Here is a 21,449-nt window from a genome sequence, read left to right on the forward strand (position 1 = left end):
AAAAAAACGGCGCCCGAGAGCGCCGTTTTTTTCGTCTGATCAATCCCTGCGCACGCGCATCTCAGCGCTCCTGCACCGGCGCCTGCACGCGTGCCTTCCATTGACCGCCTTTGCCGCGCCAGTAGCGCACGGCGGACGCAAACGTCGCGCCGACATAGAACAACGCCACCAGCGGCAGAAACGGGGCCCACAGCGGCGAGCGACGGTAGTAGCTAAGCATCGGCGCATACGCGCAGCACATGGCCGCCCAGGCGAGCCAGGCGGGCGAGCCCTGAGGACCGAGCGCCAGCGCGGCCGCCGGCGGCACCAGGTAGATGACGGTCATGCCCAACAGCGTGCCGGCCAGCAGCAGCGGCGAGTAATGCAGCTGCGTAAAGGCCGTGCGCGCGATCATGTTCCAGATCTCACGCCAGCTATCGTAAGGACGCAACGACACGCTGCGCGCCGCCACATCGAGACGGATCGGATGACGCCCCGTGCCGCGGTGCTTGATACGCGCAGCAAGGCTGCAATCGTCGATCAGCTCGGCGCGAATCGACTCGATGCCGCCCGCCTCTTCGAGCGCGCTGCGCCGCACCAGCATGCAGCCGCCCGCTGCCGCTGCCGTGCGGTTGCGCGGGTTGTTGACCCACGAAAACGGGTACAGCTTGGCGAAGAAGAACACGAAGGCCGGAATCAGCGCCTTCTCCCAGAACGAATCGCAGCGCAGACGGACCATCAGCGAGACGAGGTCGCGCTTTTCCGCATCCGCACGGGCGACGAGTTGCGCGACGGCGTCGGCGGGATGGCCGATGTCAGCATCGGTGAGCAGCAGGAAATCGGCCGGCAGGCCGAGCGTGCGCACCGCCTCGATACCTTGCGACTGCGCCCACACCTTGCCGGACCAGCCCGGCGGCAGCGGCTTCGCGCTCAGCACGGTCAGACGATCGGGGCATTGCAGTTGCAACGCGGCGGCACGGGCGGCATCGGCGGTGCCGTCGGTGCTGTGGTCGTCGACCACGATCACGTGAAATTCGCCCGGATAGTCCTGCTCAAGCAAGGTGGTGACCGCTTGCGCGATCACATCGACTTCATTGCGTGCCGGCACCACGGCGGCGACCGCCGGCCATGTTTCGCGCGGCTCAAGCGTGAGCGGCGCGGCGGGCCGCGCCCGCCAGAAACCGCCGCGTGCAAACAGCAACACACACCAGATCAGCAGGGAAAGACACGAAAGAAGAAACAGAACCACCGCCATTAAGCATTACCCTCGAGTGAACCGGCTTGTACGCCGACGCGCCGCGACAGGCGCATCACCACAGTGCGTACCGCGACGACGCACCAGTCAAATGTGTTGAGTACCGGCCGCTCGCGAAACACGTCGTAGCCGGCTTTTTCGATCCGTTCGAGGATCCGCAAACCGCCGTGGATGGCGCCGCACAGTTCGATTCCCAGGCGCCCTGGAATCCGCAACGCGAGCGGCGCGCCACGTACCAGCGTGGTCCGCACGAACGAAATTTCGTAGGCCATCAGCTTCGTCCACGCATCGTCGACGACGCCTTTGGCGATCTGCGCCTCGGTCACGTTGAAGCGCCGCATATCCGCGAGCGGCAGATACACACGGTCTTTTTCCCAGTCGGCGGTGACGTCCTGCCAGAAACTGATTAGTTGCGAAGCCGTGCAGATCGCATCGGCGTCGGCGAGATTCTCCGGCGTGGCGGCGCCCACCAGATGCAGCATCAACTGCCCGATCGGGCTGGCCGAGTGGCGGCAATAGTCGAGCAAGGCGGACCGGTCCGCGTAACGACGGGTGTCGATGTCCTGACCGCAGGCGTGGAGCAGATCGTAGAACGGCGCGAGCGGCAGTTTATACTGCGCGATCACGCCGGCGAGCTTGCCGAACAGGAGCGGATGCACGGGCGCCGCGCGCCCCTCCGCCACCGCGTCGAGGCCGGCGCGAAAGTCGGCGAGGCGGGCATGCCGCTCGGCCGGGCTCCAGTCGCCCTCATCGGCGATGTCGCCGGCGGTGCGGACAACCTGATAGATAATGCCGATAGGCGCGCGCAGCGCCTTTGGCAGCAGCACGCTCGCGACCGGAAAGTTTTCGTATTGATCGACGTCCATCCAGCGAGCCTCGAAACCTTTTTGTAATGCGGCAGCCGATACGTGCCGCAGGACCACGTAGTTTAAGGGTTCCGCCAAACCGGTGCAGCGTGTAATCATTGCCACCTGCGCCACGCGGGCGGCTCCGGGCCGCAACCCGCAGTGCGGCCCGGCCCCAACACCCTGGCGGGTACGCCAAAGCAAAGCCGGCCTGATAGCGTTAGAATGCGCGTTTGGTTTTGCTGTACCGGCTGGTCGCCGGGGCTCAAGACGTCAACTAAATAGATGATCGCGGCGATAAAGTCATAATTACCGACTTCTTCGAAACCCGCGTCAGTCGGAGTTCGCCAATTTATGCGAGTCATCCTTGCTCAGCCCCGCGGCTTTTGTGCGGGTGTTGTACGTGCAATCGAGATCGTCGATCGCGCGTTACAGCAACACGGCGCGCCCGTGTATGTTCGCCACGAGATTGTTCACAATCGCCACGTGGTGGATAACCTGCGCCAGAAAGGCGCGCGCTTTGTCGAAGAACTCGATGAGGTGCCGCACGGCGCCGTGGCGATTTTCAGCGCACACGGTGTCGCGCAAACCGTCGAGCGCGACGCGGAACAGCGCGGCCTCGACGTGCTCGACGCGACCTGCCCGCTCGTGACCAAGGTTCACGTGCAAGGGCGCCAATATGTGGCAGCGGGTCGTACCCTGATCCTGATCGGCCACGCGGGCCATCCGGAAGTGGAAGGCACGATCGGCCAGATTCCCGGCAAGGTGCTGCTGGTGCAGAGCGAGGCTGAAGTCGCGCATCTGGACCTGCCGCTCGATACGCCGCTGGCGTACGTCACGCAGACCACGCTGTCGGTCGACGACACACGTGGCATTATCGATGCCCTGCTGCGCCGTTTCACCGACATCGTCGGTCCCGACACGCGTGACATCTGCTACGCCACGCAAAACCGTCAGGCGGCGGTGCGCGAACTGAGTAAAGAGGTCGAGGTGCTGCTGGTGGTAGGCGCAACCAACAGTTCGAACTCGAACCGGCTGCGTGAGATCGGCAGCGAAACCGGCGTGGCGAGCTATCTCGTCGCCGACGGTTCGGAAGTGAAGCCGGAGTGGTTTGCGAACGTGCAGACCGTCGGCATCACGGCTGGTGCTTCAGCACCGGAAGAGATGGTAATGAACGTAATCGATGCGCTGCGCGCATTGGGGCCTGTCGATGTCACGACGATGGCGGGCCGTGAAGAGAAAGTCGAATTCAAGTTGCCATCGAAACTGATGCAACCACTCGCTGCACGCGAAGTTTAAGGAGGACACCTTGTCTATTCCGCTGCTACAGAAAGTCCGGGTTGGCGCATACATCATGCGTCAGCATCTCTCTGGCAACAAACGCTACCCGCTCGCCTTGATGCTGGAGCCGCTGTTCCGCTGCAATCTTGCCTGTAATGGCTGCGGCAAGATCGATTATCCGGATCCCATCCTGAATCAGCGTCTGTCGCTCGAAGAATGCCTTGGCGCAGTCGACGAATGCGGCGCACCGGTCGTTTCGATTGCAGGCGGCGAGCCGCTCCTGCACAAGGAAATGCCGCAGATCGTGAAGGGCATCATCGCACGCAAGAAGTTCGTGTACCTGTGCACGAATGCGTTGCTGATGGAAAAGAAGATGGACGACTACGAGCCGAATCCGTACTTCGTCTGGTCGGTTCACCTGGACGGCGATCAGCAGGCGCACGATCACTCGGTGTCGCAGGAAGGCGTGTACGACAAGGCTGTCGCCGCCATCAAGGAAGCGAAGCGCCGCGGTTTCCGCGTGAACATCAACTGCACGTTGTTCAACGACGCTGTGCCGGAACGCGTCGCCGCGTTCTTCGACACGCTCGGCCCGATGGGCGTGGACGGCATCACCGTCTCGCCGGGTTATGCGTATGAACGCGCGCCGGATCAGCAGCACTTCCTGAACCGCGACAAGACCAAGCAACTGTTCCGCGAGATTTTCAAGCGCGGCAACAACGGCAAGAACTGGTCGTTCAGCCAGTCGGGCATGTTCCTCGACTTCCTGGCCGGCAATCAGACGTACGAGTGCACGCCTTGGGGCAACCCGGCGCGTACGGTGTTCGGCTGGCAGAAGCCGTGCTACCTGGTCGGCGAAGGCTACGTGAAGACCTTCAAGGAATTGATGGAAACCACGGAGTGGGAAAAGTACGGTACGGGCAACTACGAGAAGTGCGCGGATTGCATGGTGCACTGCGGCTTTGAAGCGACTGCCGTGATGGATACGGTGGCGCACCCGTTGAAGGCGTTGAAGGTCAGCCTGCGCGGCCCGAAGACTTCGGGTGCCTTCACCAAAGATATTGCTTTGGATAAGCAGCGTCCGGCTGAGTACGTGTTCTCGCGACACGTCGAAATCAAGCTCGAGGAAATCGGGCGCGCTGGAACGGGTAAGAAGGTGCAGACGGCGGCTTCCGCTTCCGCACACTAAGCGCTTGTGCCTGGGGCGGTTTTGTCCGCCCCAGGACGTACACGTTAGATAGAAAAAAAGCGCGGTGGCCTGATTGCCACCGCGCTTTTTCTTTATTGCGTTGCTATATGTCAGCCCGCGCTTCGTGCGTTATGCGCAGTCAGGAACTTGATCAGCCCATCCACGCCGCCCTTGGAAATCTGATCGGCGAACTGCGTCTGATACACCTGGATCAACCAGGCGCCCATCATGTTGATGTCGTAAATCTTCCAGCCGTTAGCGCCCTTGGTCAGCCGGTAATCGATGGCATCGTCGCCGCCATTGCTGAGCACGTGCGACTGCACCACCAGGTCCTTGGAGCCGGCCGGCACGTTGACAGGCAAGAACTTGAACTTCACATCCTGATCCCGCAACTGCGACAGCGAGGCGGCGTAGGTGCGCACCAGCAGCAGCGTAAACTGGTCATAGAGCTGCTTCTGCTGCTCGGGGGTCGCCGTACTCCATGCCTTCCCTACCGCGATCCGCGTGGTTCGCTGAAAATCGGTAGCCGGTACGAAGCGCGTTTGAACCAGCTCGGTGATCTTCGCCATATCGCCGCCGCGCGCCTGCGGATCGGCCTTCATCGCGGCTACCGTGCCTTCGACGGCACCCTTCACCACCGCATCAGGCGCGCTTTGCGCATAGGCCGCAGTGGACACCACGGCCGCAGCCAGAAAAGCAGACAGATAACGTTTCATACGCTCGCCAAAACCCCAAGAAGTAAGCGCCGGCAGGCTAAGAAGCCCGCAGCGAAAGCAGGATAGACCAGTATACCGATATTGCGTTCCCGCCCCCAGCCGCGCCGCCTGGGCGTCGTACTTGCTACCGAAGTGGAGCCGAGTCGCTCCGGCTCTGTATACTTGTGCACTTTCGTCAAAAACACCACTCGTGATAAGGCCACCTCCGCCTACATGCTGAAGTCATCTATCGTCCGTCTCGTCGCCTATTCGGTGCGTCATCCGTTACGGATCATCGCTCTGTCGCTCGTGCTCGCCGTTTTGAGCGGCTTCTACGTTGCCCATAATTTCAAAATCAACACCGATATCAGCAAGCTGGTCGAGACCGACAAGCAATGGACGGCGCTCGAAAATGCGATGGACGCGGCCTTCCCGGATCGCGGTCAAACCGTGCTGGTGGTGGTCGAAGCCCGTGCCCCGGAGTTTGCCGACGCCGCCGCCAATGCCCTGACCGCCGCGCTCAAAGCCGATCCGAAGGAATTCGTCGCCGTCTCGCAGCCCGCTGGCGGGCCGTTCTTCGAACACAATGGACTGCTGTTCCCGTCGACCAATGAGGTGCTGTCCACCACCTCGCAGCTCGTTCAGTCCCGCCCGCTCGTCAATGCTCTTGCGCACGATCCGAGCCTGACCGGCCTTGCCGGCACGCTCACCACGAGCCTGCTGCTGCCGCTGCAACTGGGTCAGGTGAGGCTGGCCGATATGAGTCATTTGCTGTCGCAAAGCGCAGCCACGCTCGATCGCGTGCTGGCCGGCCAGCCGGCAGCGTTCTCGTGGCGCGCGCTGGTCGACAAGAGTGCCGCCACGGATCCGGCGCGCGCCTTCATCACGGTACAGCCGGTCGTGGACTACGACGCGCTGGAGCCGGGCGCCACCGCATCGAAAGCGATCCGCGCCACGGCCGCATCGCTGCACCTCGATGCGCGCTACGGCGCCACGGTCCGTCTGACAGGCGAACAGCCGCTCGCGGACGAAGAATTCGCATCGGTCAAGGACGGCGCCGTGCTCAACGGTATCGGCACCTTCATCGTCGTGCTGGTGATTCTATGGCTGGCACTGCGTTCGGGCCGCATGATCGTCGCCGTGTTCATCACGCTGTTCGTCGGGCTCGCGATCACCGCGGCGCTCGGCCTGTTGCTGGTGGGCGCGCTCAACATGATTTCGGTCGCCTTCATGGTGCTGTTCGTCGGGCTCGGGGTCGATTTCGGCGTGCAGTTCGGCGTCAAATATCGTGAGGAGCGGACTCGCGACAACCGTCTTTCCGCCGCCCTCATGCATACCGCGCACAGCATTGGCGTGCCGCTGACGCTTGCGGCTGTGGCGGTCGCGTTGAGCTTCTTCTCGTTCCTGCCGACGGCTTACCGCGGCGTGTCGGAATTGGGCGAGATCGCCGGCGTCGGCATGTTCGTCGCGTACTTCACCAACATGACGCTGCTACCGGCGCTGTTGAAAATCTTCAAACCGCCGGTTGAAGCCGTTTCGCCCGGCTTCAAGCAACTCGCCCCCGTCGACGATTTCCTCGATCATCACCGCAAACCGGTGCTGATCGGCACGCTCATCGTCGTGATTGGCGCGACACCTTTGCTGACGCATTTGCGCTTCGACTTCAACCCGCTGCATCTGAAAGACCCGCATACGGAATCGATGGCCACGCTGCTGTCGTTGAAGGATTCGCCGGAAGCCGCGGTCAACAACGTCCATGTGCTCGCGCCGACGCTTGCCGACGCGGACCAGAAGGCCGCGCATCTGCGCGCGCTGCCGGAAGTGGGTCGTGTGACCACGCTGAGCACCTTCATTCCGACCGAGCAGCAGCAAAAGCTGATGCTGGTTGCAAGTGCCGCGCAGCAGCTGTTGCCCGCGCTGCAGCAGCAGCCCGCGCCTCAAGCCACAGACGCGGTACGCGTCGCCGCGTTGAAGCGCGCCTCGAACCAGCTTTCGCTCGCCGCAGACGACCACCCGGGACCGGGCGCCGCCGAAGCCCAGCACCTGTCCACGACGCTGCAAAAGCTGGCCGACGCCGACGCCGCCACGCGCGATCGCGCCGAAACCGCAATGTCCGAGCCGCTGCGCATCGCGCTGAAGCAACTGGCGGATCTGCTGCAGCCGACCGAGATTACGCGCGACAACCTGCCCAAGGAGATTTCCACGAGTTGGGTTTCGAAAGACGGCCGCGCGCTGGTCGACATCGCGCCGAAGGTCAAACCCGGTAACGATCCAAACGACGACGCCATGCTCGCCCGCTTCGTTCACACGGTGAAGAAAGCAGAGCCGGACGCGATCGGCGGCCCGATTTCGATCCTGAATTCCGCGGACACGATCATCAAGGCGTTCCTGCAGGCCGCGGGCTACGCGTTGCTGTCGATTGCAGTCCTGCTGTGGATTGCGCTGCGCCGGGTCAGCGATATGCTGCGCACCCTGGTTCCACTGCTGGTATCGGCGCTGGTGACATTGGAATTGTGTGTGGTGTTCGGCATGCCGCTGAACTTCGCGAATATCATTGCGCTGCCGCTGATGCTCGGCGTCGGCGTAGCATTCAAGATTTACTTTGTGATGGCGTGGCGCAACGGGCAGACTGGCCTTTTGCAGTCGAGCCTCACGCATGCCGTGTTGTTCAGCGCGGCGACCACGGCGACGGCGTTCGGGAGCCTCTGGCTGTCGCATCATCCGGGGACGTCGAGTATGGGACGCTTGCTGGCACTCTCGTTGTTTTGCACCCTGATCGGCGCGGTGGTGTTCCAACCCGTACTGATGGGCAAGCCGCGTCAACGTCGCGCGAAGCGTAAAGGAATATAAGTATGAAGCTGCGAAACACCGTGCTGGCGCTGGCCGCCACCGGTCTGATCTCTGGCTGCGCGACCGGCCCCGACCGCAAGCCTGGCGATCCGTTCGAGCCGGCAAACCGCGTGATTTTCAATTTCAACGACGGTGTGGACCGCTTCGTCGCCGTGCCGGTCGCCAAGGGTTACCAGAAGGTGACACCGCAGCCCTTGCGTACGGCGGTGAGCAACTTCTTCTCGAATCTGGGCGACCTGACGAACGCCGCCAACAACCTGCTGCAGTTGAAGATCACCGACGCGACGGAAGATCTTGTGCGTTTCGCATTCAACTCGACCTTTGGACTTGGCGGCCTGCTTGACTGGGCGACGCCGGCCGGCTTGCCGAAGCACCACCAGGACTTCGGTCTGACGCTGGGGCACTGGGGCATTCCGTCGGGCCCGTACCTCGTCCTGCCGCTATTTGGTCCGAGCACGGTACGCGACAGCATGGGGTTGATCGTGGACGTGAAGTTCAACCCGTTGAACTACATTGAGCCGGCGGTACGCAATCCGCTGTACGTGCTGCAGTTCGTGAGTGTGCGTTCCGATTTGCTGGGCGCATCCAGCCTGCTGCAGCAGGCCGCGCTCGACAAGTATTCGTTCGTTCGCGATGCCTACACCCAGCAGCGTAAGGCGCGCCTGCGCGGCACCGGCGACAACGCCGCGCCGCTCCCGACCTACGACGACCAGGACGACTCCGGCGCCGCCGCCCCCGCCAAGGGCGCGTCGGGTGCAGCGGCAGGCGCCCCAGCGGGCTTACCGAACTACGCTGACCCGGGCGACGCACCGGAAGCCCCGAACGCGGCCTCAGGAAGCGCCGCGGGCGCCCCGGCCGGCGTACCGAACTACACCGACCCAGGCGAGACACCGACCGCCTCGGCGGCAGCGCCTGCTGCCGCGTCGGGCGCAATGACACCGGCACCACAAACGGCGCCGACGGACAAGAAACCGCAGGAAGCAGCGCCAGCAGTCCAATAAGGGATGTGCGTCAGGCCCCCGAGGCGCGCAAAGCGCGCCGGGGGCAGCCCTGAAGAGCGGGCGGATGGTGTGCCTGACCAAACCAGACGGTTTTATGAATAACGCTTCGGCGCGCGGAGCGCCGCCGGAAGTATGACGCCCTTGTCACAAGTGCATGCAGGTGCACGAACACAGATTCCAGTCGCACCACTACCCTGAGCGAGCTGCGGGACCCGCTTAGCAGGGGCTTCTAGCCGCTTTCTTTGCTTACTTTCTTTGCGGCGGCAAAGAAAGTAAGTGCCGCCCCGCACAGGGGCAACGCTAATAGACCACTACCAAAACAAGGAAAGGCACCAAAGCCAGATCAAGGAAAAACCAAAACCCCCGCCTCTCCCATAGCATGGCGCGCCTGGACCAGCGAGGTCCGCGCCGCCCGCGCATCGACGGCCACCTGAATCAGTGCCGCCAGTTGCGAAGGCTGCCGCAAAAGCTCCCGCAAAATCGGCCCCAACGCAGTAGTCCCATCATCCCGCAGGCCAGCAGTCGCAGCAGCAGGCAACGTCCGCCAGGCCGGATCAACAACCGCCCGGCAAACCGCAAACGGCACCCCATGCGCGGCAGCCGTCGCCCCAGCAATATGCGACTCCATATCAACAGCCAAGGCACCCGTCGAACGATGCAGTAACCGCTTGCCATCAGCGCTGACCAAAGGCGCGGTGACAGCCGCCATCACCCCACGCCGCAGACGCGCCGCGAGCGGCCCTGTCGCCAGAGCGGCGGCAAACCTGTCAGCCCATGAGCGATCGGTTTCGAGCCGCCCGAACGGCCCATCGACGGCCTCACCGACGATCAACGTGCCCGGCTCCAGATCGGGCGCCAACCCACCCGCCGTACCAAAGCTGACGATCCCGGAGCAGCCACGCGCAACAGCCGCACTCAACGCCCGTTCCAGCAGATCGGCGCGAGCCGCGTAGACCACCTCGACGCCCTTGCCGCGCGCGATGCGCGCTTCGAACGCCATACCCGTCACCACGATCACCGGCAAGGTGTTACGGCCGGCGTCGCCTGACAGCGTTGTCGAAAACGCCATCCGTTACATCCCGACCGCGACGCGCGTCAGCCCGTTGCGTTTCAGATGACGGAAACGCGCCAGCGCCCACAACGGGAAGAACTTGCGATAGCCGTGGTAACGCAGATAGAACACGCGCGGGAAGCCGGTCGCGGTGAAGCGCGTTTCGTCCCACAAGCCGTGCTCGCGCTGTTCGCGCTGCAGATACTCGACGCCACGCGCCACCGCCTCGTGATTCACCTCGCCCGCCGCCATCAGGCCCATCAGCGCCCATGCGGTTTGCGAAGCCGTGCTCGGCGCGCGCTCGTAGCCGTGATAGTCGAGCTTGTAGCTCTCGCCGCCCTCACCCCAGCCGCCGTCTTCGTTCTGGATCGACAGGAGCCACAGTGCAGCGCGTTTCATGCGCGGATCGTCGTGCGGCAGGCCAGCGGCGTTCAGCGAACACAGCGCGGTCCACGTGCCGTAGATATAGTTCAGGCCCCAGCGACCGTACCAGCTGCCGTCCGATTCCTGTTCCTTCAACATGTAGTCGAACGCGCGCTGCGCCGGCTCGCTGCCCTGCGGAAATTCGCCGAGTTGCGCAAGCATCGACAGGCAGCGGCCGGACACGTCCGCGGTCGGCGGATCGAGCAAGGCGCCGTGATCGGAGAACGGAATGTTGTTCAGGTAGTACTGCGTGTTTTCCGGTTCGAACGCACCCCAGCCGCCGTCGCTGCTCTGCATGCCGACTACCCATTCGCGCGCCCGCGCAATGGCTTCGCGATCGACATCTGATTGCGTCAGCGCCGCCGAGCGTTGCATCGCCATCGCTACCACCGCCGTATCGTCGACGTCCGGATAGTGCGCGTTGTTGTACTGGAACGCCCAGCCGCCAGGACGCACGTTCGCGCGGCGCGAGATCCAGTCGCCGCGCACGTCGAGAATCTGCAGCGGACGCAGCCAGGCGAGCCCGCGTTCAGCCGCCTGTTCGGCATGCGCTTCGCCGGTCTCAAGCAGCGCATGCGCCACGAGCGAGGTGTCCCACACCGGCGACAGACACGGCTGGCAATATGCTTCGTCATCCTTGATGACGAGCAGCTTTTCGATCGACTGGCGGGCGATTGCGCGATTCGGGTGATCGGCCGGATAGCCGAGCACGTCGTACATCATCACCGAGTTGGCCATCGCCGGGAAAATTGCGCCGAGGCCGTCTTCGCCATTCAGCCGTTCGTCGACGAAGCGCACCGCCTCGCGCACCGAACGCTCGCGCGTCGCCTTCGGGAACAGGCCATCGACCATGCGCAGCATCACGTCCACGCCCCGGAAAAACCGGAACCAGCCGAGATGCTGATGCGGCGCACGATCGCGCATACCGGTATTGACCGGCGCGCCGCGGAACAGCTCGTCGATCCGCACACGGCGCGGATTGCGCGCCACGGGCCGCTTCGCGTTCAGCACCAGCAGCGGCACGATCACGGTACGCGCCCAGTACGACACCTTCGACAAATGGAACGGGAACCACTGCGGCAACAGCATGATTTCCACGGGCATCATCGGCACGGCACGCCACGACACCACGCCGAACAGCGCAAGCAGAATCCGCGTGAACACATTCACCGTTTCCGCGCCGCCGTTCGCCAGAATCGCTTCGCGCGCGCGGACCATGTGGTCGGCGTCCGGCGAGTCGCCGATCATCTTCAGTGCGAAGTACGCCTTGACGCTGGCGCTGATGTCGAGCGCGCCGTCGGTGAAGAGCGGCCAGCCGCCGTCCGCCAGCTGGATGCGGCGCAAATAGCGGCCAATCTTCTGCTCCAGTTCCACGTTCGGCGTTTCGCCGAGATAGTGGACCAGCAGCACGTATTCGGCGGGAATCGTCGCGTCGGCTTCGAGTTCGTAGACCCAGTGGCCGTCCGGTTTCTGAGCGCCGAGGATCGCGTCGGTGGCGCGCGTGATCGCGGCGTCGAGCGACGGCGCGTACGCTTGCGGCGCGGCATCAGGCGCAGCGCTCGACACCGTGCTTGGCACATTCAGCGCCGCATCGGCGAATTCAGGCAGGACGGCGTCCAGCGGCTGGGCTTGAGATAAGTCGTTCATCGGCGTTCCATCGGTTGATTCAGCAGCGTGTCCGCGGCCTTCTGGCCGGAGCGGATCGCCCCTTCAATCGTCGCGGGCAGGCCGGTGGCCGTCCAGTCGCCCGCGAGCATCAAATTGTTCCAGCGAGTACGTGTGCCGGGGCGCAGCATTTCCTGATCCGGCAAGGCGGCAAACGTCGCGCGTTTTTCCACTACGATCTGCCAGGCGGGCATCGGCTCGGCCGGCACGTTGGCAGCCTGAGCCACTTCGGCCCAGATGGTTTTCGCCAGTGCGTCATGCGGTGTGTCGAGCAGACGCTCAGCCGCGTTGACCGTGACCGACATGCGGCCTTCGAAGGCAAACAGCCAATCGGCCGTCGCATTCAACAACCCCGTGATCGGCGCCATGCCGAACGGCGGCTCGACAGCGAAATGCACGTTGAGGGTCGCGGTGAAGCGAGTCGGCGAGCGCAAGCCGGGCACGAGCGTCTGCGCGATGTCCGGCGGCACCGCGAGCACCACGGCCTGGTTGGCTTCGATCGCGATGCTTTCGTCCGCGAAATTCAGTGCGGAGACACGACCGGGGCCGGCGCCGGCGCCGGTGCCAGTGTCGGCAAACACGACGTCGGTCAGGCGCGACCCGAGCCGGATTGCCGCGCCGCCATGCTGCAACAGACGCAGCGCCGGGTCGACAAAGGCGCTGCCTAGACCGTTCTTCGCCACCAGAGGCCGGCACGCCAGACCACCGGCGACCAGCGTCTCCCTGACCATCGCGGCCGTGAGCTCGGCCGACGCTTCACGCGGCTCGACATTGAGCATCGCGAGAAACAGCGGCCGCAGCAGGCGATCCCACAGCGGGCCATTGCAGCGCATGGTTTGCGCGACACTGCGCCCGGGTTTGGCGAACAGCAGCGGCACGAGCGCCAGATAGTCGCTCGGTCCGGTGTTCGGCACGCGCGCGTTCGGGTCGAAGATCCACCACGGCAGGCGGCCCGGCGACATGCGCACGGTCCAGCGCGCCCGCGTCGCCATATCCATGAACGGAAACTCGGGCTGGGCCGGGCCGACCAGTTCGTCGGCGGCGCCGATCGCGCGCACGTAGTTGAGCGTGGCGTAATTGCCCGACAACACCATGTGATTGCCGCTGTCGATGGTGGCGCCAAGCTTGGGGTCGTAATACGACCGGCAACGACCACCCGCTTGCGGCGCCGCTTCATGAAGCACAACTTGTGCGCCGCGACGCTGCAATTGCACCGCTGCGGCCAGGCCGGCGAGGCCGGCGCCGATCACATGGATGAGCTTCGGCATCAGCTCAGAAGAGCGCGTAACGCGCGACGATCCACAGCATGCGCAGTTTCGGCTTGCTGACCTTCGTACGCGGAATGTCGAAACCGCGCTCGAGCGTGCGTTCGAGCAGCACGCGATAAACGCCCGACATGATGCGCGGTGCGCGCACATGGCTGCGCGGCTCGCGGTCCATGATCGCGTCGGAGGCGGCGAAATGCTCCTTGGCGCGCTCGGCAAGCGTCGCGCAGACGCGCGGCAGCGACGGATCGTCGGCGATCTGGGTCGGGCTCGTCACGGCAATACCCTCGCGCGCCAGCAATTCGTGCGGGAGATAGCAGCGGTTGATGCCGGCGTCTTCGTCGATATCGCGCAGGATGTTGGTCAGTTGCAGCGCGCGGCCCAGATGGTGCGCCAGCAAACGGCCCGGCTCCTCCTGCATCCCGAATATCCTCACCGATAGACGGCCCGCCGCGCTCGCGACGCGATCGCAGTACAGGTCGAGTGTGACTTCGTCGGGCGCGCAGATGTCGGCGGCGGCATCCATCGCCATGCCGTCGATCATTGCGTAAAAATCTTCGCGTAGCAGGTGAAACGTATGAATGTGCCGCGTCAGCGCGCGCAAAGAAGCGCGCGGTGCGCCGGCGTAGCACGCGTCGATGTCGGCGCGCCAGCGCTCGAGCGCGGCGGCACGTTCGGCGCGCGGCATGTCGCTGTCGGCGATATCGTCGACAGCGCGGCAAAAAGCGTAGACCTGATACATCGCGTCACGCTGCGCGGCCGGCAGGATGCGCATTGCGAGATAGAACGAGCTGCCGGACGTAGCGGCAGCGGCGTCGATTTCTGTATCGTCCACGACAAGATTGGAAACAGCCAAGACGATCTCCGCTGGAGGCGCCCGCTGAAAGGCGTTCAAGAAATTTTGTGGTTACTGCAAGGCATGCGCCCCGCGCGCGCGGACACGCGCGAAACACCCGGCAGGGATGCCGGAAACGGCGAAAAGTATAACAACCTTTGTGAGATGCCGCAGTTTAGGGGCGAATAAGGGGCCGGAAGACGGACGCGGCGCTCCGCGGGAAGCGCTCAGGTAAACGCCACCGAGCGATTGCGCCCCTGCCGCTTGGCGCTATACAGCGCCGCGTCGGCTTCATTGATGAGCACGTCGTACGCCGGCACGCCAAGGCGCGCCGCCGCGCCACCAACGCTCGCCGTCACCGGCACGCTCGTGCCCTGCACGTCGACCGGCGTGTCGGCGATCGTGCAGCGGATTTTCTCCGCGACCCGCATGGCGTCTTCGAGCGGCGTACACGGCAACAGCAAGGCAAATTCCTCGCCACCGAAACGCCCGAAGGTATCCTGCGCCCGCACCACCTCGGCGACCCGCTGCGCCATCACGCGCAGCACCGTATCGCCGACACCGTGGCCGAACTGGTCGTTGATTTTCTTGAAGTGATCGAGATCGAACAGCAACACGGACATCTCGCCGCCATAGCGCTGCCAGCGCGTGAATTCGTCGCGCAGGCGCGCTTCGAAGTAACGCCGGTTGGCGATGCCCGTCAGACCGTCGCGGTCCGCGTATTCCTGCAGCTTGGCGACCGCCTCTTCACGCTCGCGCTGCACGATGCTGACATGGGTGACGTCGGAGATGGTCACGCACACGGCCACCACTTCGCGATCGCGCGTGAGCGGCATGAAGGTGCAGTCCTGCTGCATAAAGTCGACGCCGCCGGTAATCGGCCGGTCGTGATCGAACTTGAACAGGTATGGGCGCTGTTCCCACGAACTGAACGCGAAACTGCCGAGCTGAAACACGCTTTCGATCTTGCGCGACAGCCACACACGCGGCAATTCCGGAAAGTGCGTGAAGAGCGATTTGCCGACCACCTGCTCCGGCGTCAAGCCGCTGTGATCCTGCATGAAGCGATTCCACATCAGCACGGTCATGTTGCGATCGAGCACAAAGATGCCGAAACCGACACGTTCGACCACCAGATCGCTCAACGACTCCGCGGACACATTCATAAGCTGGACAACAGCTCGTCGAGCGCCTCGTTCATATGGCGGATCGACTCTTCGGCCATCAGCATCACGAGGTGCGCACGGAAACTCTGGTCCTCGAGCGCGAAATTGACTTCGACCAGCAACGCGACTTCCCATTGCAGCACGCCGGGCTGGAACACTTCGTCAAGCGTCATCGCTTCGCCAAGCAGGCCCGGCGCGGAGAAAACCGGCGTGCGGCCGAGCTGGTCGAGAATGCACGAGACACACGCGCCCGTCAGCACGTTGGCGACGTCGAACACGAGTTCCTGCTGGCTCACCGCCTCATAGCTCGAGCGCGAATACGGGTCGCTCACGAGCGAACACAACTGGTCGACGCTGTCGCTGCGGCAGATCACCAGCGCTTCGCCCTTGATGTCGGAGCGAAAGCCCTGGCGCACCGCGCTCACCGTGTCCTCGATCCCGGTCATCTCGCGCAGCGCCTCGGCCGCCTCGCTCACCGCCACCACCTTCACGCGCGGCACCGACAATTCGATGAACGCATCGAGCAGGCTCGCGAGACGCGTCGCGGCCTGGCCCATCGCCAGATTGGCGACCTCTTGCAGCGCGTCGCGCCGGTCTTCGGTGAGGACTGGCTCAGACATACAACCCGTACTCCTTGAGGATGGGTAGTACCGCCTCGGGCGTCACGGGCTTGGCGATGAATGCGGCGGCGCCGAGCGCGCGCACGCGCGACTGAGCCATCGGCTGGACATCGGCGGAGACGACAATGACGAAGGTGTTCAGATCCTCATGCTGCAATGCTTCCAGCACCTGATAGCCGGTCATGTCCGGCATTGTCAGGTCGAGGAACATCACCGACGCTTTGCCTTCGCGATACAGGCCGAGCGCTTCGCGCCCGTTCGTCGCGTAAGACACGTCGACATCCCAGTCCGGCGGCAATGCCTTGGTGAGCACCTTGCGGGCAAGCAATGAATCGTCGGCGATCACAATGGGCAAAGACATGGGCGGGTCGGTAAGCGGAATTAGCTCTTGCGCGTTAACGGCGGGTAGAGGTGATTTCTTTAGCGCGCGGTCTGTCGACCGGCGCTCAAACGGGCTGAAGCTTGCGAGAATGAAGCTTGCAAACGAGCGGGGCGCGCGCGCAGCGAGGCGCTTGTGACGGAAGCCGTGGGCGCGCATGGATGCGTGCGAGCACGGTGGACGACGGCTATGACCGGCATGTTCGAGCCTACCCCGTAGATGAATCCGCGCGGCTCCACGGATCGGGCTGGTCCCCTTGCCGCGCGGCTGTTTCCGCGAGCGCCTTCGGTCACGCGTTGTGCGCGTTGCCTGGCGGTCCTCGCGGCAGATGCATCCGAACATGGCGGACGCATTATTTGTGATGGCATCGATTTTCGAAGCAAATTGGCGGAAAGGCAACTCGCCAATTTCGCTTTGATTAAAGAGATTTTCCTTATAAGTACTATTTCTGAAAACATTTCGGTAGATTTCGAAGGCTTTCTTTTACATTTATACTTTTGTGTACGTTTGCGCTGCTCGATTTGTCACTGATTCAAACGGCCGACAAATCGGGGGCCGACCATTTGTCACAGTAACCAGTACGGCTGCTACATGTCTATGCTTTTCGTATGACACCGACTCCCGGCCTTTTCGTCCTGAACGACCTTAGCGTTACCGACCATGACATCAGAACGGTTCGACCCGCCTGAAGCGAGCCGCCCACCCGCTGGCCGCCAGGACGAGGCGCGGTTTCCAGCCGTACCGGAACAGAATTTCCACGTCCGGCGCATCACGCTGATTGCGCTGCTGATCGCCGCCATCGTGCTGCCTTGCGTGTACGTCGCGGCGATGGCGTTCAGCGATCTGCGCGCGCGCATGGCCGACGCGACCGACGTAACGCTGCGCACCGTGCGCGTGGCGGAAGAACACGCGCTGAAAGTGTTCGACATGAACGAGACGCTCGACTCGCGCATTGTCGATCTGACGGAAGGTCTGGACGACAACGGCATTCGCGCTCAGGAAGGCGAGATTCACGAGAAGCTCCGCACCATGGGCGGCGGCTATCCTCAGGTGGCGGCCGTCTCGATCTTCGGTCGTGAGGGGGATCTGCTCGCCACCAGCCGTTTCTATCCTGCGCCGGTGCTGTCGATTGCCGACCGCGACGATTTCACCGGCATTCGCGACGGCAAGGGTCTCGAGCATGTCTCGAAGGTCATGACGGGACATGTGGTGGGCGAACAGGTATTCAACACGGGCGTGGAGCGGCTCGCAGCCGACGGCTCATTTGCCGGCGTGGTCTCGGTCGCACTGCGGCCCAGCTATTTCGATGCGTTCTACCGGGAACTGCTCGGCGGCAGCGACAGCACGCCGATGATCATGAGCCTCGTGCGCACCGACGGCGCGATCCTCGCGCACTATCCGCGCCGCCCGCGCGAGCCGCTGGCAACGGCGCCGCATTCGCCGCTGGCCGAAGCGCTGTCGCAAGGGCGGCGAGCCGGCGTCGTACGCATGCACTCCGACATCGACGACGACAACGTAATCCTCGCGTTCCGGCGCATCGGCGCCTATCCGGTCTACGCGTTGTGCGGCTATCGCACCTCGGCGATCTGGGCCGCGTGGTACCGGCACCTGAGCGTGCTGATTCTGTCGATGTTCACGCCATCCATCGTGCTGTGGTGTGTGATCTGGCTGTCGCTGCGGCGCCTCGGCGCCGAAGAGGAGGCGTGGGAGCGCTGGCAGGCCGAAGCCTCGATGCGCCGCTCGATCGAATCCGCGTATCGCCAGTCGCGCAAGATGGAGGCGCTCGGCAACCTGGTCGGCAGTGTGGCGCACGATTTCAACAACCTGCTGATGATCGTCTCGGCCAACGTGCAGATCGCCCGGCGGCGCGGCGCGCCGGGGCTCGACCGCGAATTGTCGGCGATGGAGCGCGCGCTCAAGGGCGGCCAGTCGCTCACCCGGCAATTGCTCGGCGTCGCGCGCAAACAGCCGTTGCGCAACGAGACGCTGGCGCTCGAGCGTTGGCTGCCGGCCTGCCGCGAACTGCTGCGCGCATCGCTCGGCGCGAAGATTTCGCTGGTGATGGACATCGGCGTCGATATCTGGCCCATGCGTGTCGACGTCGCCGAGCTCGAACTGGCGCTGATCAACATCGCGGTGAACGCGCGCGACGCCATGCCCAACGGCGGCCGCTTCACGGTTCGCGCCGCCAATATCAACTTCCGTCACCAGGACGGCTTTCCGCTGACCGGCGATTTCGTGCAACTGTCGCTTGAAGATACCGGTGGCGGCATGCCGCCTGAAGTGCTCGCGCGCGCCTTCGAACCGCTTTTCACCACGAAGCCGAAAGGCATGGGCACCGGTCTCGGGTTGCCGCAGGTTTTCGCCTTCTGCGAGCGCTCCGGCGGCCTTGCCGCGATCGACAGCGCAATCGGAGCAGGTACCTCGGTGCGCCTCTATCTGCCGCGCGCCACAGCCGCTCCCGAGGCCGAACTGCCGGCTGAAACGGGCGTCGCGGAAAGCGGCACGCCGCACGGCTTGCGCATCCTGCTGGTCGAGGACAACGACGAAGTCGCCGCCGGCACCGAGGCCCTGTTGCAGATGATGGGCCACCAGGTCACGTGTGTATTCAACGCCGATACCGCGCTTTGCCTGTTCGACGACGCCCACGCGAGGCAGGCGCGCACCGGCGAGCCGCTGCCGTTCGACCTGGTGCTGTCGGACATCCACATGCCCGGCACGATGAACGGCATCGACCTGGCCGAAGCCGTGCAGGCTTTCGACACCCGGCTGCCGGTCATTCTGGTCACCGGCTATGCGGAAGAGCTCGACCGTGCGCGGCATGTGAACGTGCGGGTGCTGTCCAAACCCTTCGATATCGCGTTGCTGGAAGAACTCCTGCAAGCGATCCAGCGCGAGCTGACGCAAACGGGCGCCGATCCGGCTGCGGCAGCCCATCCGGCCGGCTAACGCCGGCGTTTTCAGCGTCGCCGTCAATTACCGGCGGTTGTAAAAGCGCGGCAGCGGAATGCTGCGGTTTCTACGTAACCAGACCCGTGAGCGCGGCCAGCAGCGGGCGTGCGGACACGTCGCGCCACCCCGGCATGATCGTTGCGATATTTTTGGGAAAGAGGCCGACGCGTTCTTGCGCCGTTCGATCCACCTGAAACCGTCGGGAGACAGCCATGCGACATACCGTGATTGGTTTATTCGACACCTATTCTCAAGCCGAGTCCGCGCGCGACACGCTGGTACAGACCGGTTTTGCGCGCGAAACGATCGAGTTGCAGGCGAATCCGGAACCCTCCGTCGGCTCAGCAACCGACGAGGTCGCGGGTTCCGGCGTGCTCGCCAATATCGAACGTTTTCTTTCGAGCCTGTTTGCGAGCAGCCCTCGCGCGTCGGAAACGGCTCGCTACACGGAAGCCGTGCGCCGCGGCGCCGTGCTGGTCTGCGTGAGCGCAGCGAGCGAATCGCATGCGGAACTCGCTCGCAATACGTTGACGAGGCTGGGCGCGACCGACATCGGCGAGCGCTCGCCCGACTGGGACACGCCGCCGGAATCGAGCCGCGATCATTCGATACTCGACGAACTCGGCATTGGCGCCGTGACGCCAGGCACGCCGCATACGTCGAGCACGACGACGGCCGGCGTGGCGACGCCGGCTTCAACCACGCGACCAGTGACCCCGGCCGATCCGCTCTATCCGCCGCCGCTCATGGGCACCGACGCCGAGCCGTTCGTCCCGCCGCCGCTGGCTGTGCGGCCGATGCGCGACCCGCTCAGCGAGCCGGTCATCGACCCGCTGGTCGGCGATGCGGGACGTACCGCGATTGCGGCCGGTTCGATGCCGGGTTCGGGCGCGATCCTGCAGCCGTCGGACGTCGTCTCCGAAGCGGGGCAGCCGACCGCGGGTTTAGGCAGCCAGATGCCAAACGAGTATCTGGAATACGAAGAGGATTTCCGCACGCACTACGACGAGCAATACGCGGCCGAGAATGCGCGCTATGAAGATTACGTGCCGGCCTATCGCTACGGCGCGGAGATCGGTCGGGACGCGCGTTATCGCGACCGGCCGTGGGACGACGTCGAGCCGGAAGCCAGGCGCCATTGGGAAACCACCTCGCCCAACAGCACGTGGGAGCGCTTCAAGCTCGCCGTGCGTCATGGCTGGGAACGGGTGACGGGACATCATCACGTGTAAACGGGGGGCGGGGGCGCCGGCGTGCCGTGAAGCTGCGGCGACGACGGCGTTCTCAGTCTGGATGGGTGCTTTGATATGGCCCGAATTGGCCGTCAGGCAGCGGTCTGACGTTTGACCCACGCGACATAACGGTCGACGAAGCTCTGCAAAAACTTGCGGGTGCCGTCGTTCACGATCTCGCCTTTCTCGTTGATGGCCGCCGGGTCGTGTTTGATGAACACTTCAGGCTGACCCAGCGTGGCGACATCGAGGTACGCCAGCACGTTGCGCAGATGCTGTTGCGCGAGCGCCGTGCCGGTCGCGCCGAGCGAGGTGCCGAGCACCGCGCCGGGCTTGTTGCCCCACGAATTGGTACCCCATGGCCGCGAGCCCCAGTCGAGTGCGTTCTTCAGGACGCCTGGCATGGAACGGTTGTACTCGGGCGTGACGAACAGCAGGCCGTCTGCAGCTTCGATGCGCTTCTTCAGGTGCCTGGCGACTTCGGGATAGTCGGCGTCGTAGTCCTGACTGTAGAGCGGCAAGGAGCCGATATCGATGAACTCGAAGGTGAAGTCCGCGGGCGCGAGTGAAATCACGGCTTGCGCCAATTGGCGGTTGAACGACTCGCGGCGCAGGCTGCCGACGACCACTGCGATGTGATGGGCCATGGTTCGCTTCCTTGAGGTTGGGCGCTTGACGCGCTAAAGGGTACGAACTGTCCATCATAGGCAATCGCCGGGCGGTGCGGCGACGGCGCGCACAAAAAGTGCCGGCTTCTGGTTGCGCC

Annotated in this window: 18 protein-coding genes; 6 read left to right on the top strand and 12 right to left on the bottom strand. The window is 63.9% G+C overall.

The annotated features are described in order from the left end of the window. Window positions 1-61 precede the first annotated feature (61 nt). Together KHO33_RS19240 and hpnC are read right to left on the bottom strand one after the other, a co-directional pair. Window positions 62-1,234: a glycosyltransferase gene (locus KHO33_RS19240; RefSeq protein ID WP_200561145.1), complete on the bottom strand. Its 1,173-nt coding sequence runs from the start codon at window positions 1,232-1,234 to the stop codon at window positions 62-64. Further along, window positions 1,234-2,100 (bottom strand): squalene synthase HpnC, encoded by an 867-nt coding sequence (hpnC, locus tag KHO33_RS19245; protein ID WP_200561147.1) that lies wholly within the window; start codon window positions 2,098-2,100, stop codon window positions 1,234-1,236. The genes KHO33_RS19240 and hpnC overlap by 1 nt, the downstream gene beginning before the upstream one ends. A gap of 333 nt (window positions 2,101-2,433) precedes the next feature. On the opposite strand from hpnC, the gene ispH reads away from it, so the two are divergent. Together ispH and hpnH are read left to right on the top strand one after the other, a co-directional pair. Beyond that, window positions 2,434-3,378, top strand: a complete 945-nt coding sequence (gene ispH / locus KHO33_RS19250; protein ID WP_054034174.1) for a 4-hydroxy-3-methylbut-2-enyl diphosphate reductase — start codon at window positions 2,434-2,436, stop codon at window positions 3,376-3,378. A gap of 10 nt (window positions 3,379-3,388) precedes the next feature. Further along, window positions 3,389-4,549: an adenosyl-hopene transferase HpnH gene (hpnH, locus tag KHO33_RS19255; protein WP_093634317.1), complete on the top strand. Its 1,161-nt coding sequence runs from the start codon at window positions 3,389-3,391 to the stop codon at window positions 4,547-4,549. 110 nt (window positions 4,550-4,659) lie between these two features. Here hpnH and KHO33_RS19260 read toward each other — a convergent pair whose 3' ends face one another. Next, window positions 4,660-5,265 carry an MlaC/ttg2D family ABC transporter substrate-binding protein gene (locus tag KHO33_RS19260; RefSeq protein ID WP_093634318.1) on the bottom strand — a complete coding sequence of 202 codons (606 nt, stop codon included), beginning with the start codon at window positions 5,263-5,265 and terminating at the stop codon, window positions 4,660-4,662. 213 nt (window positions 5,266-5,478) lie between these two features. Here KHO33_RS19260 and hpnN point away from each other — a divergent pair, with 213 nt between their 5' ends. Together hpnN and KHO33_RS19270 are read left to right on the top strand one after the other, a co-directional pair. Continuing rightward, on the top strand, window positions 5,479-8,094 hold the full coding sequence (gene hpnN, locus KHO33_RS19265; RefSeq protein ID WP_200561148.1) for a hopanoid transporter HpnN: 2,616 nt from the start codon (window positions 5,479-5,481) through the stop codon (window positions 8,092-8,094). Window positions 8,095-8,096: 2 nt separating this feature from the next. Next, on the top strand, window positions 8,097-9,095 hold the full coding sequence (locus KHO33_RS19270) for an MlaA family lipoprotein (protein ID WP_200561150.1): 999 nt from the start codon (window positions 8,097-8,099) through the stop codon (window positions 9,093-9,095). Between the two features lie 343 nt (window positions 9,096-9,438). Here the strand turns inward: KHO33_RS19270 and KHO33_RS19275 are convergent, their stop codons facing one another. From KHO33_RS19275 to KHO33_RS19305, 7 genes are all read right to left on the bottom strand, one after another. Next, window positions 9,439-10,164, bottom strand: coding sequence for a phosphorylase (locus KHO33_RS19275; RefSeq protein ID WP_200561152.1), 726 nt, complete (start codon window positions 10,162-10,164; stop codon window positions 9,439-9,441). A gap of 3 nt (window positions 10,165-10,167) precedes the next feature. Then, on the bottom strand, window positions 10,168-12,216 hold the full coding sequence (gene shc, locus KHO33_RS19280) for a squalene--hopene cyclase (protein ID WP_200561154.1): 2,049 nt from the start codon (window positions 12,214-12,216) through the stop codon (window positions 10,168-10,170). Beyond that, entirely contained in the window at window positions 12,213-13,502 is a 1,290-nt protein-coding gene (gene hpnE / locus KHO33_RS19285; protein WP_200561156.1) for a hydroxysqualene dehydroxylase HpnE, read from the bottom strand. The genes shc and hpnE overlap by 4 nt, the downstream gene beginning before the upstream one ends. A gap of 4 nt (window positions 13,503-13,506) precedes the next feature. Next, window positions 13,507-14,355, bottom strand: a complete 849-nt coding sequence (gene hpnD, locus KHO33_RS19290) for a presqualene diphosphate synthase HpnD (protein WP_200561158.1) — start codon at window positions 14,353-14,355, stop codon at window positions 13,507-13,509. A 206-nt stretch (window positions 14,356-14,561) separates the two neighbouring features. Next, window positions 14,562-15,500 carry a sensor domain-containing diguanylate cyclase gene (locus tag KHO33_RS19295; RefSeq protein ID WP_054034186.1) on the bottom strand — a complete coding sequence of 313 codons (939 nt, stop codon included), beginning with the start codon at window positions 15,498-15,500 and terminating at the stop codon, window positions 14,562-14,564. Next, window positions 15,497-16,120: a chemotaxis protein CheC gene (locus KHO33_RS19300; RefSeq protein WP_054034188.1), complete on the bottom strand. Its 624-nt coding sequence runs from the start codon at window positions 16,118-16,120 to the stop codon at window positions 15,497-15,499. The genes KHO33_RS19295 and KHO33_RS19300 overlap by 4 nt, the downstream gene beginning before the upstream one ends. Then, complete coding sequence (locus tag KHO33_RS19305) at window positions 16,113-16,481, bottom strand: response regulator (RefSeq protein WP_120345191.1); 369 nt, start codon at window positions 16,479-16,481, stop codon at window positions 16,113-16,115. Before KHO33_RS19305 ends, KHO33_RS19300 begins: the two co-directional genes overlap by 8 nt. Before the next feature lie 678 nt (window positions 16,482-17,159). On the opposite strand from KHO33_RS19305, the gene KHO33_RS19310 reads away from it, so the two are divergent. Beyond that, on the top strand, window positions 17,160-19,448 hold the full coding sequence (locus KHO33_RS19310; RefSeq protein WP_054034192.1) for a hybrid sensor histidine kinase/response regulator: 2,289 nt from the start codon (window positions 17,160-17,162) through the stop codon (window positions 19,446-19,448). Window positions 19,449-19,518: 70 nt separating this feature from the next. Here KHO33_RS19310 and KHO33_RS19315 read toward each other — a convergent pair whose 3' ends face one another. After that, entirely contained in the window at window positions 19,519-19,665 is a 147-nt protein-coding gene (locus tag KHO33_RS19315; RefSeq protein WP_200561160.1) for a hypothetical protein, read from the bottom strand. Between KHO33_RS19315 and KHO33_RS19320 the strand changes: the two genes are divergently transcribed. Then, complete coding sequence (locus KHO33_RS19320) at window positions 19,664-20,683, top strand: hypothetical protein (protein WP_200561162.1); 1,020 nt, start codon at window positions 19,664-19,666, stop codon at window positions 20,681-20,683. The genes KHO33_RS19315 and KHO33_RS19320 overlap by 2 nt on opposite strands. A gap of 92 nt (window positions 20,684-20,775) precedes the next feature. Here KHO33_RS19320 and KHO33_RS19325 read toward each other — a convergent pair whose 3' ends face one another. After that, the gene (locus KHO33_RS19325) at window positions 20,776-21,330 is read right to left on the bottom strand and encodes an NADPH-dependent FMN reductase (protein ID WP_054034194.1); all 555 of its coding nucleotides are present in this window, start codon (window positions 21,328-21,330) and stop codon (window positions 20,776-20,778) included. Window positions 21,331-21,449 lie beyond the last annotated feature (119 nt).

The organism is Paraburkholderia nemoris, assembly GCF_905221015.1.
Taxonomy (GTDB): domain Bacteria; phylum Pseudomonadota; class Gammaproteobacteria; order Burkholderiales; family Burkholderiaceae; genus Paraburkholderia; species Paraburkholderia nemoris.

Bases quoted from the DNA above. Each gene is read 5' to 3' on its own strand.
- KHO33_RS19270 (WP_200561150.1), top strand. From the start codon at position 8,097: ATGAAGCTGCGAAACACCGTGCTGGCGCTGGCCGCCACCGGTCTGATC.
- KHO33_RS19310 (WP_054034192.1), top strand. From the start codon at position 17,160: ATGACATCAGAACGGTTCGACCCGCCTGAAGCGAGCCGCCCACCCGCT.
- KHO33_RS19325 (WP_054034194.1), bottom strand. From the start codon at position 21,330: ATGGCCCATCACATCGCAGTGGTCGTCGGCAGCCTGCGCCGCGAGTCG.
- hpnE (WP_200561156.1), bottom strand. From the start codon at position 13,502: ATGCCGAAGCTCATCCATGTGATCGGCGCCGGCCTCGCCGGCCTGGCC.
- KHO33_RS19240 (WP_200561145.1), bottom strand. From the start codon at position 1,234: ATGGCGGTGGTTCTGTTTCTTCTTTCGTGTCTTTCCCTGCTGATCTGG.
- ispH (WP_054034174.1), top strand. From the start codon at position 2,434: ATGCGAGTCATCCTTGCTCAGCCCCGCGGCTTTTGTGCGGGTGTTGTA.
- KHO33_RS19260 (WP_093634318.1), bottom strand. From the start codon at position 5,265: ATGAAACGTTATCTGTCTGCTTTTCTGGCTGCGGCCGTGGTGTCCACT.
- hpnN (WP_200561148.1), top strand. From the start codon at position 5,479: ATGCTGAAGTCATCTATCGTCCGTCTCGTCGCCTATTCGGTGCGTCAT.
- KHO33_RS19315 (WP_200561160.1), bottom strand. From the start codon at position 19,665: ATGGCTGTCTCCCGACGGTTTCAGGTGGATCGAACGGCGCAAGAACGC.
- hpnC (WP_200561147.1), bottom strand. From the start codon at position 2,100: ATGGACGTCGATCAATACGAAAACTTTCCGGTCGCGAGCGTGCTGCTG.
- KHO33_RS19275 (WP_200561152.1), bottom strand. From the start codon at position 10,164: ATGGCGTTTTCGACAACGCTGTCAGGCGACGCCGGCCGTAACACCTTG.
- shc (WP_200561154.1), bottom strand. From the start codon at position 12,216: ATGAACGACTTATCTCAAGCCCAGCCGCTGGACGCCGTCCTGCCTGAA.
- KHO33_RS19320 (WP_200561162.1), top strand. From the start codon at position 19,664: ATGCGACATACCGTGATTGGTTTATTCGACACCTATTCTCAAGCCGAG.
- KHO33_RS19305 (WP_120345191.1), bottom strand. From the start codon at position 16,481: ATGTCTTTGCCCATTGTGATCGCCGACGATTCATTGCTTGCCCGCAAG.
- KHO33_RS19295 (WP_054034186.1), bottom strand. From the start codon at position 15,500: ATGAATGTGTCCGCGGAGTCGTTGAGCGATCTGGTGGTCGAACGTGTC.
- KHO33_RS19300 (WP_054034188.1), bottom strand. From the start codon at position 16,120: ATGTCTGAGCCAGTCCTCACCGAAGACCGGCGCGACGCGCTGCAAGAG.